The sequence below is a fragment of the Mongoliitalea sp. genome, from assembly GCF_054166905.1.
In genome coordinates, this window is sequence record NZ_JBSZCK010000040.1 from 36,803 (window position 1) to 51,824 (window position 15,022).

Consider the following 15,022-nt stretch of genomic DNA (forward strand, 5'->3'; position numbering starts at 1 on the left):
GGTTGGTGGGTTATGGTAAATGTATCAAAATTGCGTCCCTAGTATTGCTTACTTCTATGCAAGGAACATCTTTGATTTCGTAGTAGGGATGTAAATACTCGGGTAATGGATCAAACTCGGTTAATTTCCCAAGGAAAGAGACTGTTTCTTTACCCAGTTCTATTCTTTGTTCGTGAATATGAGCCTTAGTTATTTCTCTTCCATGTATGTAGATGGCTATTTTCTCAAATTTGCTTGGGTAAGTACCTTCTGCTGTGTCGATTAGCAAAGTCCCTTCCTGAGGATTCCAAGTGATCTGTCTACTATGGTAAGTGCCATCAAGATAAGCTTTGGATATCCCGTCATCTTCATAATGTATGTATGTATTAGACTCTTGTCCTTGATATACATGTAGTTGTAAGATGCCATCAGTAGCGTCAGCGGTATGGCTTACATCAGATTGTAGGGCCAAAATTGCAGAACCTTTGACATAGACAGGTAGGTAATTAAGTGGGCAGTCCTGATAAATTACTTGGTTTCCTGTATGTTTTTGGTCATCAAACAGGTAATACCATTCTCCTTTTGGCAGGTAAACCTTAGTGATTTCTTTGAAGCTTTCTACTGGTGCGATTAATAGTTGATCGCAGAAAAGGTATTGGTTTTGAAAAGCTGATTCATAGATTTTAGTATCAAAGGAATAGTCTATCGCCAAGCTTCGGGAAATAGGAAGTCCTGTATCTGAGCTTTTCTTGAAGCTACTGTAAATGGTCGGTAGTAGGCGGTACCTTAGCTTCATGTAATTTCTGGAAATTTCTTCCACTTCTTCTCCAAAGGCCCAAGGTTCTGCATCATTGGAATTGATCATGCTGTGTGCCCGGTAAAAAGGTGCAAAGGCAGCCACACTCATCCAACGGGCAAACAAAGCTTTGGAAGCTTCTCCAGCGAATCCTCCCACATCATATCCGGCAAATGAAACCCCGCTCAGACCAAGGCTATTTACCAGGCGAATTCCAGCCAACATGTGCTCATCACTCGCAACGTTGTCACCAGTCCAAGCTGCTGCATAGCGTTGGATACCGGAGAAGCCAGCTCTTGTTAGTACAAAGGCTCGTTCTTCTGGATTTTGAAATTCAGCCCCTTCTTTGGCACTTCGGGCCATTTGGAAGCCATAGATATTTCTTGCTTTTCTATGAGATACTTCTTCCCCTTCGTAAGAGAATTCAATCAAATTAGGAGTAAACTGTCCCCAGGATGCCGGTTCGTTCATATCGGTCCAATATCCATCCACACCGGCATTTCTATAAAACTCCATTTGCTCGGCCCACCAAGTTCTGGTTTCTCCTTTGGTGAAGTCAGGGAAAGCACACCAACCGGGCCATACTTGCCCCTCGTAGATGGTTCCATCGGGGTACTTGACAAACAAATCTTTTGCTAAGCCATCGGTATATGGTGTGTAACCTTCTTCAGTTTTGATGCCAGGGTCCATGATGACTACCACCCGAAACCCCCAACTTTTTAGCTGGGCAATCATTTGCTTGGGATCGGCAAATTTTTCTGGATCAAATGTAAACACCTTGTATTTATCCATATGATGAATATCCAAGTAAATCACATCTGCTGGCATATTTTTATCCCGAAAGGTCTTTGCTAAAGTTAATACTTCCGAGTCAGGATAGTAAGAATATCTACATTGCTGAAAGCCCAAAGACCAAAGAGGAGGGAGTTCCATTGTTCCTGTTAATTGACAATAAGCTTGAATGATATCAGCAACTGTTTCATGATGGAAAAAGTAGTAGTCCATATCCCCATCATCTGCAGAATAGTAAATAAAGCGGTTATTCGAGGCCCCAAAGTTAAAAATGGTTTTATGTGTATTATCAAAGAAAATACCGTAAGCTTTTTCTTGATGAATGCCAATGTAGAAAGGAATGCTCATGTAAAGCGGGTCGTCTCCTACACCGTAACCGAAATAGTCGGTGTTCCAATTGGTGTAAGCGCTTCCAGCCCGATTAAGCCCTCCTGTCTTTTCTCCTAGTCCTATGAATTTCTCATCCGCCTGAACTTTTTTATAATTCGTCACCTCTGTACCTAACCACGAAACAGCAAATGCAGGGTCATCTTGATTGAGGATGTTACCAGTTTTATCTAGAAAGGTAAGATGAAAGGGTTGTAAATTCACTTCACATTGGATGAATGAGGTTTGCAAAGTAATGTTGCCTTCATTTTCGGTAATAGTGAAATCAGAATTTTCAGGTTGAGAAATGACACTGTATGGATTGCCGGAAAAACTATTTTCTCTACTTATTTGGACTCTGATGGTATGGTCCGCATAAACGGTCAATTGGAAAAAAGCATGTTCAGTTTCTCCGCTGATGCCACGATCTGTTTTTTTCCAAAAATTAACATTACCAACAGCTAAATTTTGCTTGCTTATTGAGCGCTGAGAGGCTGACTTCATTGGTTTTTGGTTATGATTGAGTTGAAGGAATCAATTAAAATTAAGTAGTAAAAGTGAAGTAAAAAAGTGTCCGCAATGAAGGGAGATTGAATTTTACTACTCATAGTTTGTTCAAAAGTGGCTGTTTTTTAAATTTTCGAATATTCAAACGTTTGCACAAAAAGTTTAATTTTCATAGAAGATTTTATTTGCTGGAAGATTTTCGGATGATTAATTCTGTATCAAGTATAACACTTTTGGAAAGGGATTCAGGGTTTCCATTTTTGTTGATCAAATCCAACAATAGTTTTGTTGCAGTCTCACCTATGGATTCTCCAGGCTGTGATACTGTACTCAATGGCGGATCAATCATGGATGAAAATTGCCAATTGGAATATCCAACCAAGCCGACTTCTTCTGGTATTTTTATATTCAATGACTTCAGTGCCATTAATGCTCCTGCAGCAGCCAGATCATGATGTGCGAAGATAGCATCAGGTTTTTCCTCTTCATTTGTGAATAGGTTTTTAACTAATTCAAAACTCTCTTTTTCATTTCCACTTGGGCACTCCAGAATTTTAAAGTAAGAGATGGTTGGATCAAAGTCTTTGATTGCCTTTAGGTAACCTTCTTTTCTTTGCTTGGTGATTGTGAGATTTTCAGGGCCAGAGATATGTGCTATTTTTCTATATCCTTGTTGGAGTAAATGCGAGACAGCATCGTATGCTCCTTGGAAATCATTCACTGTCACATGAACCGAGTTCTCTATTGTAGGGATTCTGTCAAAAAATACTATTGGTAATTCAAGTTCAATTAGTTTGGTAAAATGGGAGAAATCCTCCGTTTCTTTTGAAAAAGAAACAAGTAGACCATCAACTTGATTAGCCAGCATGGTATCTAGGATGCTTTTCTCGCGTTCGTATTTTTCATTCGTCTGACATAGGATTACATTATAACCATTAGCATAAGCGATTTCCTCAATTCCACTAATAACTGTGGAAAAAAAGAAATGAACAACTTCGGGTATGATGACTCCTATGGTAAAAGATTTACTTTGCCGGAGACTTAAAGCTACCGCATTAGGTCGGTAATTCAATCTTTCTGCTGTCTCTTTTACGCGTCTTTTTGTTTCCTCGCTGATTCCGGGGTAATTTTTGAGTGCGCGGGATACAGTAGATAAACTCACATTGAGCTCTTTAGCAATATCCTTTATAGTAGCTTGACCTAATTTCATAAAAATTATACTTTTCTAAGTTCCTAAATATAAAAATTATTTGCGGAAACTCACTTTTTCGAAAATCAAAAAAAAGTTCCCGATAGGTTTGGTTTTGCGTTAAAACCCCATTTGTGAAAACATTTTTTAGTCATGGAAAACGTTTGCGGTGACGTTTGCATAAACTAATTCTGAAATTAGATTCCCTTTTATTTGGTATAACGTTAAGTTTTTGCTAATATTTCATGTGCTTGAATCCATTCGAAATAGAGAAATGTAATTTCTATTTATTTGGTTTTAGCCAAAATGAAGAAAAAATTGTAAATAACCAATAAAAATAAATCCAAATGAATACCAAAACTACTAATTTATGAGAGTACTTACTAAACTATCCTTGGTAGCCTTGCTACTGCCCTTATTTTGGTCTTGTGGTGATATTGACAACCCACCCATCATTCCTCAGTCAGGTTCCAGCATTTTGTCAGCTCCATCTACCATTGTGATTGAAGAGGCTGATTCTGCTGCTATGATTTCGTTTACTGTTTCTCCAGCAGACTTTGGAGTGCCTACCGATGTATTATATACGCTTCAAGTAGATAGACAAGGAGCAAATTTCTCCAGCCCATTAGATGTAGCTTCTTCTGAGACGACTACTATTGAGGTGCGTGGTGATGTTTTGAATAGAAGAGCTATTGCCAAAGGTATCTTGGCAGGTGAATCAGGTGCTTTAGAGTTCAGAGTTAGAGCTTCTACTTCAAGGTCTCTATCACCGCTAGTTGGTCCAACCTCTGTTATTACAGTTTCAACATATGCAGCAGCTGAGATTTTAAGGAATTTATTTCTAGTGGGAGACGCTACCAAGCCAGGATGGAATAATAACAATCAAAATCCTGCTTTATTCAGGGATCCTGAAAATCCTGATTTGTATGTTTATTCTGGTTTCTTTGCTCAGGGTGCATTCAAATTGCTTGAAGTACAAGGTGAGTGGAGACCTCAATGGGGTACTGATGATGGCACTACTATCAGAGTGAATGATGGTGACAACGAGCCAGAAGTGATTTCTGTTCCTTCTGCTGGTTTCTACACATTTACGGTTGATTTATCTGATGGAACATTTAGTTTAGTTCCATTTGATGGCCCTACAGATAGAACCTTTGGCACTGTGGGCATTATTGGGTCTGCGACTGCAAACGGATGGGATGCTTCTACGGCGATGACTGGTTTTACGTTTGACCGTCATATATGGAAAATCACTGCCACACTTACAGAAGGAGAAATGAAATTTAGAGCGGATAATGATTGGGCAGTTAACTGGGGTGCCAATACGGCGATCTCTGGAAAAGCCGTACAGGATGGCCCAAACATTCCAATCCCTGAAGCTGGTAACTACTTAATCTGGTTCAATACCTTGGATGGTAGATATATCTTGATCGAGCAATAAAAATTAACCTTGATAAAAAAGGCTACTCTTATCAGGTAGCCTTTTTTATTCTATTCCCACGCTGCCACAGTTAGTAATTACATTTGTATGAAAAGAGTTCTCTTAAGTTTATTTTTAAGTGTATGCTATTGCGCCCTCACTTTTGCTCAGGTTACAACAATCCCTGAGTTTCCACGGGCTAATCAGAAAGTAAAAATAATTTACGATGCCACACAAGGAACAACAGGCCTTAGGGGCGTTGAACCCGTGTATATCCACATAGGTGCGGTAGTAGCTGGACCTACCTCGACCACTTGGGCGATAGTTCCTTTTCAGTGGGGGACTTCCAATCCTGATGCCCGCATGACCAAAGTGGATGAAAACATTTGGGAATGGGAATTGACGCCAAACGATTTTTTTGACATCAACCCCAATCAAACCATTTTCAGATTGGGAATGGTTTTCAGAAATGCCAGTGGGAATTTAGAAGGAAAAACCGCTACCAACCAAGACTTTTTTGTCAATTTAAGCCAAGGATTTGAAGTCACTTTTCAGCAACCGAGTAGCTCTACGACTTTATTGGAAATTGGAGAGCAACAATTGGTGCGGATAGTTGCGAATGAAGTCTCTGATTTGGAAATCCAGCTCAATGGAGCAAGAGTTGCCTTCGGGGAAGAAGTCTCCAATTTAGAGTATACCTTCACAGCCGTTGAAGCTGGAGAATTTGAATTAAAAGCTATTGCCAAAAGTGGGGGTGATACTGCTGAAGCTACAGCACGAATCAACGTAGTAGGTCCAAGCCCAAGAATGCCCTTGCCAGAAGGGGTTAGAAGGGGTATTAATTATATCTCGGATACAGAAGTAATATTGGTGTTGGAAGCACCTAAAAAGAAAAACGTTTTTGTCATAGGAGACTTCAATGATTGGGAAGTCTTAGCCGATTATCAAATGAATCTCACTCCTGATGGAGAACTTTTTTGGTTGAAGATTGAGGATTTGACTCCACAGGAGGAATATATATTTCAATATTTGGTAGATGGTGAAATACGGATTGGAGATCCTTATGCGGATAAAATATCCGATCCATTCTTGGATACAGAAATCATCCAACAAAATAGATACCCCGGTCTTAAACCTTATCCGGTTGGTAAAACACAGTTTCAGGCAACCTTCCTTCAGACAGCCCAAGAACCTTATGAGTGGAAATATACCGATTATAAAAAGCCTAAGCCGGAAGAATTGGTTGTTTACGAACTGCTTGTAAGGGATTTTGATGAGCGTAGGACATTCAAAGCTGTTATAGAGCGATTGGACTACCTGAAAGATTTGGGAATCAATGCGATTGAATTAATGCCTATCAAAGAGTTTGAGGGAAATATCTCATGGGGATACAACCCGTCATTTTTCTTTGCAGTCGATAAGTTTTATGGTCCAAGAAATCATTTAAAAGAACTGATTGATGAGGCCCATAAGCGAGATATGGTGGTGATATTGGATATGGTTTTAAACCATGCTTTTGGTCAAAATCCTTTTGTACGCTTGTACAATGATGGTGATTTTGGCGCTCCTACCGAGGATAATCCTTGGTTGAATAGAGTAGCTAAGCACCCATTTAACGTAGGGTATGACTTCAATCACGAGAGTCCCTACACCAAAGCATTTGTAGACTCAGTCAATAATTATTGGTTGACAGAATACAAGTTTGATGGCTATAGATTTGACCTGAGTAAAGGATTTACGCAGGTAAACTCCGGGGATGATGTTGGTTTTTGGAGTCAGCGGGATGAGTCTAGAATTGCCATTTGGAAAAACATCTACGACAATATTAAACGTTCACATCCTGATGCTTACGTGATTTTGGAGCATTTTGCAGATAATTCAGAAGAAAGGGAGTTAGCAGACTATGGGATGATGTTTTGGGGGAATGAAAACTTTAATTTCCGTGAAATAGCCAAAGGAGGAAATAGAAACTTTGATTGGGGCTATTTTCAGACAAGGGGATGGGCCAAAAATAACTTGGTTACTTACATGGAAAGCCATGATGAGGAGCGAACGATGTGGGAATCACTTACATTTGGAGCGACAACACCATTGAATATTAGGAATTTGACCAATGCAGTCAACAGAAATCAATTGATGGCGGCTTTCTTCTTTACCATTCCAGGCCCAAAAATGCTCTGGCAGTTTGAAGAATTTGGATATGATTTAGAGCTTAATAATGATCGCTTGGGTATCAAACCAACACGATGGGAGTATTTGGATAATCCAGAACGTCAGCGCCTATTTAAATTGTATCAGGCAATGATCAAACTGAAGAATGAACATAATGCTTTCAATAATCCAGATAATGCAATCTTAAATTTGGCACAGCCTCTCAAGTCCATTCGATTGGTGGATGGAGATTTTCAGGTGATCCTTCATGGTAATTTTGGACTTACAGATTTGAACAGTGCTAATTTAAGCTTCCCTGGACCAGGTACCTACTATAATTATTTCACAGGAGAAGAGGTTACTGTTACTGGTAATTCCAGAGCATTTAGATTGCGAGCAAATGAGTTCCTTTTATTCACTAATCAGCCTTTACCAACACCTGAGAAAGGAATTTTAATGGAGGATCCGATATTATCTATTAATCCTGAAATTGACTCATCTCAACTTAAAATATACCCTGTACCCGCTCAGGATCGAGTAAATATTCTCATTCCGGATGGTATGGAATCTTTCCAATACCGTGTTATTGATGTCACGGGAGCTGTGTTAACCGAACAGGTTTTTTCAGGTGGAGATAATATTTTACAAATGGATTTAAAGGATTTTAAATCGGGTCTTTATATATTTGAGATCAATGATAATCGTACGGTTATCAGGAAACGATTTTTGAAACAGTAATCAACAACAAAAACCATGAAATTTAAACCCGGTGTAAAGTACGGTGAAGAGCTAAAAGATTTGTTGGCCTATGCCAAAGAATCTGAGTTTGCAATGCCTGCTGTAAATGTAATCAACACCAGTACGGTGAATGCAGTATTGGAAACTGCTAAAAAAGTGAACTCTCCAGTAATTATTCAATTTTCGAATGGAGGGGCTCAGTTTTTTGCTGGCAAAGGTCTTGGCAATGAAGGACAAAAAGGAGCGATTGCAGGAGGTATCTCTGGAGCAATGCATGTGCATAGAATGGCAGAAGCGTATGGTGTACCTGTAATCTTACATACAGACCATGCTGCCAAAAAATTACTCCCTTGGATTGATGGTCTTCTAGCAGAAGGAAAAGCGTATTATGATGCCTTCAAAAAGCCTTTGTTTTCTAGTCATATGTTGGATCTTTCCGAAGAGCCTGTTCATGAAAACCTGGAAATTTCCGTTGAATATTTTAAGGAATTTTCAAAACTAGGAATGGCTATTGAAATAGAATTGGGTATCACCGGTGGTGAAGAAGATGGCGTAGATAATTCAGACGTTGATAGCAGTAAACTATACACGCAGCCTGAAGAAGTTTGCTATGCATTTGAGCAATTGAGAGAGGTTTCTGATTTATTTACTGTGGCAGCATCTTTCGGGAATGTTCACGGGGTATATAAGCCAGGAAACGTCAGTTTGAAACCTGAGATTTTGAAAAATTCCCAAGACTATATTAGTAAAAAGCATGGATTAGGCCCTAAGCCAGTGTACTTTGTATTCCATGGAGGTTCCGGTTCTTCTTTGGAAGAAATCAGAGAGGCCAATAGTTATGGCTCTATCAAAATGAACATTGATACGGATCAGCAGTGGGCTTTCTGGGAAGGAATTAAGAACTATTACCAGTCAAATGAAGGATATCTGCAAACTCAGCTAGGGAATCCTGAAGGTGCTGATAGTCCAAATAAAAAGTATTACGATCCACGCGTGTGGTTAAGAAAAGGTGAAGAGACCTTTATTAAGCGCTTAGAACTTGCATTCGATATGTTGAATGCCATCAATAGAAACTAATTATTAGACTTTAAAACCTCAGAAAAAGTCACGAAAAGTGGCTTTTTCTGTTTCTTAAGGATTATGAAGTATTTAAAGGGTATTGCTTTTTCCATTATCGTGGGAATGTTGTCATCATGTGGAGGCGTTGGTTCAGGAGAGGTTGAAAATCATTGGCCCCATGCGGGCGTAACGTATGAAATTTTTATTCAGTCATTTTACGATTCTGACGGGGATGGGATAGGAGACATTAATGGCGTCATTAAAAAATTGGATCATGTGAAAGAGTTAGGTGCGAATGCTATTTGGTTTATGCCAATCATGCCATCGCCTACCTATCATAAATATGATGTGACCGATTATAAAGAAATTCATCCTGACTATGGGACTCTGGAAGATTTTAAAAATCTCATCAAAGAAGCCCATAAGCGGGATATTAAAATTGTGATTGATATGATTATTAATCACACAAGTACAGAACACCCATGGTTTATTGAGTCCAAAAAAGACAGAGATAACCCTTACAGAGACTATTATGTATGGGCTCAAAAAGATACCATAGCGGACTTTATCAATAAAAAAACCATCACCTTGGATAGTGATAATATCCGTCAATGGCATGACCCTGGTTTTGGAGAAGATTATTATTATGGGTTTTTCTGGGGTGGTATGCCGGATTTGAATTTTGATAATCCCAAGGTACGTGAAGAGATTTATGAAATCGGAAGATTTTGGTTAGAAGAAGTTGGTGTGGATGGCTTCCGATTAGATGCAGCCAAGCATATTTTTCCAGACGACAGACCGGAGGATAATCATGCTTTCTGGAAGGAATTTCGTGAAAAAATGACTGCGATAAAGCCTGATATTTACTTAGTAGGAGAGGTGTATGATCGCAAAGAAATCGTTGCACCTTACCTTCCTGGACTTCCTGCATTATTTAATTTCGACTTCCATTATACCTTAATCGAATCCTATCGCAAAGGCGATGGTATGTTGCTTGCCAAAAAACAGAAAGAAGTATTAGACTTCTACCAAGGTATTACCAAGGATTTTATTGATGCTACATTCTCCTCTAACCATGACCAAGAGCGCTTATTAAACTCTTTGGATGAAAATCCCAAAAAATTAAAACAGGCGATAGCCATTTTGATGACTATGCCAGGGGCTCCGTACTTGTACTATGGAGAGGAAATAGGGATGTTAGGCAAAAAGCCTGACGAACATATCCGTGAGCCTTTTCTTTGGGATCTGAAAAATAATGATAAAGGAAGAACACGTTGGATAGAGCCAGAGTATAGCACAGACGAAACGGTAACCCCATTAGCGATTCAGAAGTCCATGTCTACATCTTATTTTAACCATTATAAAGAGGTTATCAAGCTACGGAATACTAATCGTGCTTTGGCTTTAGGGGACTTGAATTTGTATGAAGGAGAGATTGAAAAACAAGTGATGGCTTATTTCCGAGATTATAAAAATCAATCGTTATTTGTTGTACATAATATTGGGGATACAGAAATTTCCTTCAATCTGCCAGATGAATATGATCATTTTCTTTATTCTTTGGGTACTGCAAAAATTGATGAAGGTAAGTTGATTTTGTCAGCGTATAGCAGCGCTGTTCTGAAATAGCCATTGAAAAACATAAAAAAAACCGCTTGTAACAGCGGTTTTTTTGTTTATATATCCATTAGCTTACAATTTTACACTAAGCACTGGGACATCTGATTTAAATAGGACTGTTTCAGTTGTTCCAATGATATAGGAAGTCTTTGACTTTCTGTTGTTGGAAGCTAATCCCACATATCCGATTTTGTTTTCTTCTGCAAATTCCTGAATTCCCTTTTCAGCTTCATTGTGACAATAAATCTGTTTGTGGATAGTGAGATCTTCTAAGCCCTTCGCAAATTTGTCCATTTTGCTCATCGCTTCCTTGGAAGTGATGAAATCTTGTGGTGTATTGACATACAGGAAGTGAATAGAAGCCTGAAAGTCCTTGAAAAAGGGTTTCATCTTCATAAATGCAGGTTTACTGTCTTCCTCAAAGGTGGAGGCAAAAGCCATTTTTCGGAGATCATTTCCATTCATGACTTTTTTGACAGCCAATACCGGACAAGCGGCATTTCGTAATACTTTTTGAAGGTTTGAACCGATGAATTTATCCTTGGTATGCCCCATGCCATAGGCTCCGATGACAATTAAGTCTGCTTGGTGTTTTTGAGCAACTAGGACGATTTCTTCATGTGGTACGCCCACTTCAATAACCGGTTCTACCGGTACCCCATGCAATTGATGGTCAAATACAAAAGCCTTTAATTTATCTTTGGCTTCTGACTCTAGGTCTATGATGTGTGGATATTTTATTTTTCTTTCGGGCGATAGGTTTTTCCAATCCAGTTCAGTACTCACCACATTGATACAAGTGATCGTAGCATTGGACTTTTGAGCTATTTTGATTGCTGTCAAAAAAGCATTATCCGAGTAGGTGGAAAAGTCAATAGGAACAATGAGTCGCTTCATGGCTTTCGGGTTTTTTGTTTTGGATATCCGAATTTCCGTTAATTTTCCTTTAAAATTCCTGATCAAAATCATATCAAATCATGATTTTTATTCTACCCCAAAAGTGACTCAGCCAGTATTTTTGAGGTATCAATTTGCGAGTACACTCAATGAATTTGAGCGCTTAGTGATAAACATAGGTTTAGTGGTGTGAAAAAGGCAGGAAAGTTTTTCCTGCCTTTTTTTTTGTAACCTTTATCACTATCTTAAGCCCGAATACCGATTTATTTTCGAAAAAATTTATTTATGGAAGTCGAAGAGTTAAAGCATAAATTACCCAATATTACGGATCCTAATCTACTGAAGGCCATGTTGGACTTTGGGAATATCCATGAGTTTGCAGCGGGCAAGATTATCACAGAGCCTGGGCAATTCATAAAAATGGTGCCTGTAGTTTTAGAAGGGGCAATCAAAATCATGCGCATGGATGAGGATGGAAAAGAGCTTTTTCTTTATTACTTAGAACCAGGAGAGACCTGTGCACTTTCATTAACTTGTTGCTCGGCCTCCAAGCCTTCAGAAATTAAGGCAGTCGCAGAAGATAAAACTGTTATTCTGGGCATACCACTTCAAAAGCACGAAGAGTGGACCGATCAATACAAGCAATGGAAAGATTTTGTTGCCACGACCTACCAAGCTAGATTTCAAGAAATGTTGGTAGCATTGGATGCTGTTGCGTTTAAGCGTATGGATGAGCGATTGATGCGTTATATTGTGACCAAAATGAAGCAGCATAAAACTAACGAGTTGACGATTACACACCAAGAAATAGCAAATGAGTTAGGTACTTCGAGGGAGGTGATCTCTAGGTTATTAAAGCAGTTGGAAAAAAAGAAATGGATCGAACTAGGTAGAAACGTAATTTACATTCGGGATGATTTTGAGGAGTTGATTATGAAAGATTAATTTTAATCATTAAAAGCAAAAAAGACCGCCATTTTAAAAAGGCGGTCTTTTTTGCTTTACATATTTGCAGGTTCAAGCTTATATTTTTTCTTGATGTCATGCACAAGCCCTGTTGAAAAATCAAATACCCAAGCATGTAAGCGTAGGCCCTCACCTCTATCTATAGCTTTTTTATAAACGGATGTTTGTTTGATATTTTCAATTTGCTCTAGCACGTTCATTTCTACTAGCAAATTGATTTTTTGGTCATAATCTTCCATTTGATCTAACTCGGCTTTATGGTGCCTAATCACATCTTTGATATTGGCAAGCCAGTTGTCGATAAGCCCGTTAGTTTTATTTTCAAAGGCCGCTTTAATGCCTCCGCACCCATAATGACCATACACAATAATATCCTTTACTCCCAAACTTTCAACTGCATACTGCATGACAGATAGGAAATTGAGATCAGTGTGTGAGACCACATTAGCAATGTTTCTATGGATGAAAAATTCACCCAAATTATTTCCCAATACTGTAGAAGGAGACACTCGACTATCGGAACACCCCAATAGTAGCGCTATTGGTTTTTGTCCCTCTTTGATATCAGTGAAATAGTTGGGGTTTTCTTCCAGAATATGAGAAGCCCAAGCTTTGTTGTAGTCGAAGAATTTGTCAAGATTAGTCGTACACATTATTTGATGGTGGTTTGAGTGGCGTATGAATTAATTTCATCCAGTAATTTTTGGTCTATCTCATGATCGAAGGATGCACAGGCTGAATGGTCATCAATGAAAATATTTTCTTTACCAATTTCATCTAACAAATTCCATCGGTTCAGAACATCTCGAATTGGTCCTTTGATATTACTCATGGCACTTACAATTCCTGCCTTTTTCCATTGTCCTATCCATTCATGCAATTCATGCGCACCTGTACTGTCAATATGAGTAACACTCTCCATATTCATGACGATCAATTGAAGCTTTCCTTCTTTTTCCTGTATCCATTGGTCCAGTTTGGACTTAATATATTCCACATTGGCGAAATATATAGGACCATCGATTCTTAGAACTAGGATATCTTCCCGTTCTTTCAGATTTGTAAAGCGGCTGGTGTTTCGGTAAATGGTTGTTCCGGGTACCTTCGCTAGCTTTGCCATATGTGGTCGCGTAGCTTTGTATATAACAACCAATAAGGAAAGTATCATCCCTGAAATAATTCCGGTTTCTATCCCTAAGGTTAGAGTAATCAAGAAGGTAGCCATCAACATGGCAAAATCTGCTTTGTCTTTTTTCCATAAATGGATGGGTTCCTTGTAATCAATCAGTCCAGACACAGCCACCAATACTACAGCTGCTAAAATTGCACTGGGTAAATTGGTGAAGAGGCCTGTGAAAAAAAGCAAGGTTAACACGATCAATACAGCAGATATAATTGAAGCCATGGTGGTTTTTGCTCCTGCTTGGTTGTTGACGGCGGTTCTTGAAAAGCCCCCCGTTACAGGATATCCTTTGAAAAAAGCTGCCCCAAAGTTGGCAATTCCCAAAGCGATTAATTCTTGATTGGCATTCAGTTGATAGTTTTTATGCTTGGCCTGAATGGTTTTTGCTACTGCAAAGCTTTCTGCAAAGCCAACCAAGGAAATCGTCAAAGCAATTGGAAATAATGTTTTCAACGAATCCAAGTCAAATGAAGGACTTGAAAAACTTGGCAAGCCACTTGGAACTGAACCAACGATTTTCACACCTTGATTGGTCAAATCAAATCCAGCTACCAATCCAATACCGATGATTACTGCTACTAGTGGGGCGGGAAAGGAAGGATGGATCTTTTTACCATATTTGATGATGATGATCCCTAGAACTCCAATTCCGAATGTAATCCAGTGGATGTCTCCTATGTTGTGATAAATAGCCACAATCATTTCTTGGACATGCTCTGAATTTGGTAGATTGATTCGGAATAAATGTTTGATTTGACTTAGTCCTATGATGATAGCTGCGGCAGATGTAAATCCATTAATGACAGGGTGGGAAAGGAAATTGACCACAAATCCCAATTTGAATGCTCCCATTCCGAACTGTATCAGACCTACCAAAAAGGCAAGTGATAAGGCTAGCATGAGGTATTGTTCAGGAGAAGATGGGTTCAAACTCGCGATACCAGCTGCTGTCAATAATGATACCATCGCTACAGGCCCTACGGCAAGCTGTCTAGAGGTTCCAAAAATTGCATAGAGTAGTAGAGGTATGGTGACTGCATACAGTCCATGTATGGGTTCTAATCCAGCAAGCATGGCATATGCCATTCCCTGAGGAATGAGCATTATTCCCACAGTTAAACCTGCGGATAGGTCTCCTTGTAAATCTGTTTTTTTGTAGTTAGGCAGCCATTCCAAAATCGGAATATATTTTTTCAAAAAGCTGCTATTGTTCTGCTTCATAGGTTGTGTTGTAGCTTATATCTAAACATGCATACAAAAGTCCACAACCTAAGATTAATATACGGTGATGATTGTTACAGGAGATTAGGGAGGTAATGTTCCTTTTATGGAGGTTTCCTCATTCATAGTTTTGAATTC

The 15,022-nt window shown here is 39.0% G+C and carries 10 protein-coding genes; 5 read left to right on the forward strand and 5 right to left on the reverse strand.

The window, feature by feature from the left end; genetic code table 11:
• Window positions 1-10: 10 nt before the first annotated feature.
• Both ACXIUD_RS14365 and ACXIUD_RS14370 read right to left on the reverse strand, forming a co-directional pair.
• Window positions 11-2,437 (reverse strand): glycoside hydrolase family 31 protein, encoded by a 2,427-nt coding sequence (locus ACXIUD_RS14365; RefSeq protein ID WP_458053336.1) that lies wholly within the window; start codon window positions 2,435-2,437, stop codon window positions 11-13.
• Between the two features lie 184 nt (window positions 2,438-2,621).
• A complete protein-coding gene (locus ACXIUD_RS14370) occupies window positions 2,622-3,650 on the reverse strand; it encodes a LacI family DNA-binding transcriptional regulator (protein WP_458053337.1) in 1,029 nt (342 codons plus the stop codon).
• Between the two features lie 349 nt (window positions 3,651-3,999).
• On the opposite strand from ACXIUD_RS14370, the gene ACXIUD_RS14375 reads away from it, so the two are divergent.
• The 4 genes from ACXIUD_RS14375 to ACXIUD_RS14390 all read left to right on the forward strand — a co-directional run bounded on the left by ACXIUD_RS14375 (window position 4,000) and on the right by ACXIUD_RS14390 (window position 10,626).
• Complete coding sequence (locus ACXIUD_RS14375) at window positions 4,000-5,070, forward strand: SusF/SusE family outer membrane protein (protein ID WP_458053338.1); 1,071 nt, start codon at window positions 4,000-4,002, stop codon at window positions 5,068-5,070.
• Between the two features lie 87 nt (window positions 5,071-5,157).
• Complete coding sequence (locus tag ACXIUD_RS14380) at window positions 5,158-7,938, forward strand: DUF4961 domain-containing protein (RefSeq protein WP_458053339.1); 2,781 nt, start codon at window positions 5,158-5,160, stop codon at window positions 7,936-7,938.
• Between the two features lie 15 nt (window positions 7,939-7,953).
• On the forward strand, window positions 7,954-9,015 hold the full coding sequence (gene fbaA, locus ACXIUD_RS14385) for a class II fructose-bisphosphate aldolase (protein WP_458053340.1): 1,062 nt from the start codon (window positions 7,954-7,956) through the stop codon (window positions 9,013-9,015).
• 105 nt (window positions 9,016-9,120) lie between these two features.
• Window positions 9,121-10,626: an alpha-amylase family glycosyl hydrolase gene (locus ACXIUD_RS14390; protein WP_458053777.1), complete on the forward strand. Its 1,506-nt coding sequence runs from the start codon at window positions 9,121-9,123 to the stop codon at window positions 10,624-10,626.
• A gap of 63 nt (window positions 10,627-10,689) precedes the next feature.
• Here the strand turns inward: ACXIUD_RS14390 and ACXIUD_RS14395 are convergent, their stop codons facing one another.
• Window positions 10,690-11,514, reverse strand: a complete 825-nt coding sequence (locus ACXIUD_RS14395; RefSeq protein WP_458053341.1) for a universal stress protein — start codon at window positions 11,512-11,514, stop codon at window positions 10,690-10,692.
• A gap of 285 nt (window positions 11,515-11,799) precedes the next feature.
• Here ACXIUD_RS14395 and ACXIUD_RS14400 point away from each other — a divergent pair, with 285 nt between their 5' ends.
• Window positions 11,800-12,459 (forward strand): Crp/Fnr family transcriptional regulator, encoded by a 660-nt coding sequence (locus tag ACXIUD_RS14400; protein WP_458053342.1) that lies wholly within the window; start codon window positions 11,800-11,802, stop codon window positions 12,457-12,459.
• Between the two features lie 56 nt (window positions 12,460-12,515).
• Here the strand turns inward: ACXIUD_RS14400 and ACXIUD_RS14405 are convergent, their stop codons facing one another.
• Window positions 12,516-13,133, reverse strand: a complete 618-nt coding sequence (locus tag ACXIUD_RS14405) for a carbonic anhydrase (protein WP_458053343.1) — start codon at window positions 13,131-13,133, stop codon at window positions 12,516-12,518.
• On the reverse strand, window positions 13,133-14,884 hold the full coding sequence (locus ACXIUD_RS14410) for a SulP family inorganic anion transporter (protein ID WP_458053344.1): 1,752 nt from the start codon (window positions 14,882-14,884) through the stop codon (window positions 13,133-13,135). Before ACXIUD_RS14410 ends, ACXIUD_RS14405 begins: the two co-directional genes overlap by 1 nt.
• Window positions 14,885-15,022 lie beyond the last annotated feature (138 nt).

Coding starts and splice junctions, on each gene's coding strand:
- ACXIUD_RS14410 (WP_458053344.1), bottom strand. CDS start 14,884: ATGAAGCAGAACAATAGCAGCTTTTTGAAAAAATATATTCCGATTTTG.
- ACXIUD_RS14400 (WP_458053342.1), top strand. CDS start 11,800: ATGGAAGTCGAAGAGTTAAAGCATAAATTACCCAATATTACGGATCCT.
- ACXIUD_RS14380 (WP_458053339.1), top strand. CDS start 5,158: ATGAAAAGAGTTCTCTTAAGTTTATTTTTAAGTGTATGCTATTGCGCC.
- ACXIUD_RS14365 (WP_458053336.1), bottom strand. CDS start 2,437: ATGAAGTCAGCCTCTCAGCGCTCAATAAGCAAGCAAAATTTAGCTGTT.
- ACXIUD_RS14375 (WP_458053338.1), top strand. CDS start 4,000: ATGAGAGTACTTACTAAACTATCCTTGGTAGCCTTGCTACTGCCCTTA.
- fbaA (WP_458053340.1), top strand. CDS start 7,954: ATGAAATTTAAACCCGGTGTAAAGTACGGTGAAGAGCTAAAAGATTTG.
- ACXIUD_RS14370 (WP_458053337.1), bottom strand. CDS start 3,650: ATGAAATTAGGTCAAGCTACTATAAAGGATATTGCTAAAGAGCTCAAT.
- ACXIUD_RS14390 (WP_458053777.1), top strand. CDS start 9,121: ATGTTGTCATCATGTGGAGGCGTTGGTTCAGGAGAGGTTGAAAATCAT.
- ACXIUD_RS14405 (WP_458053343.1), bottom strand. CDS start 13,133: ATGTGTACGACTAATCTTGACAAATTCTTCGACTACAACAAAGCTTGG.
- ACXIUD_RS14395 (WP_458053341.1), bottom strand. CDS start 11,514: ATGAAGCGACTCATTGTTCCTATTGACTTTTCCACCTACTCGGATAAT.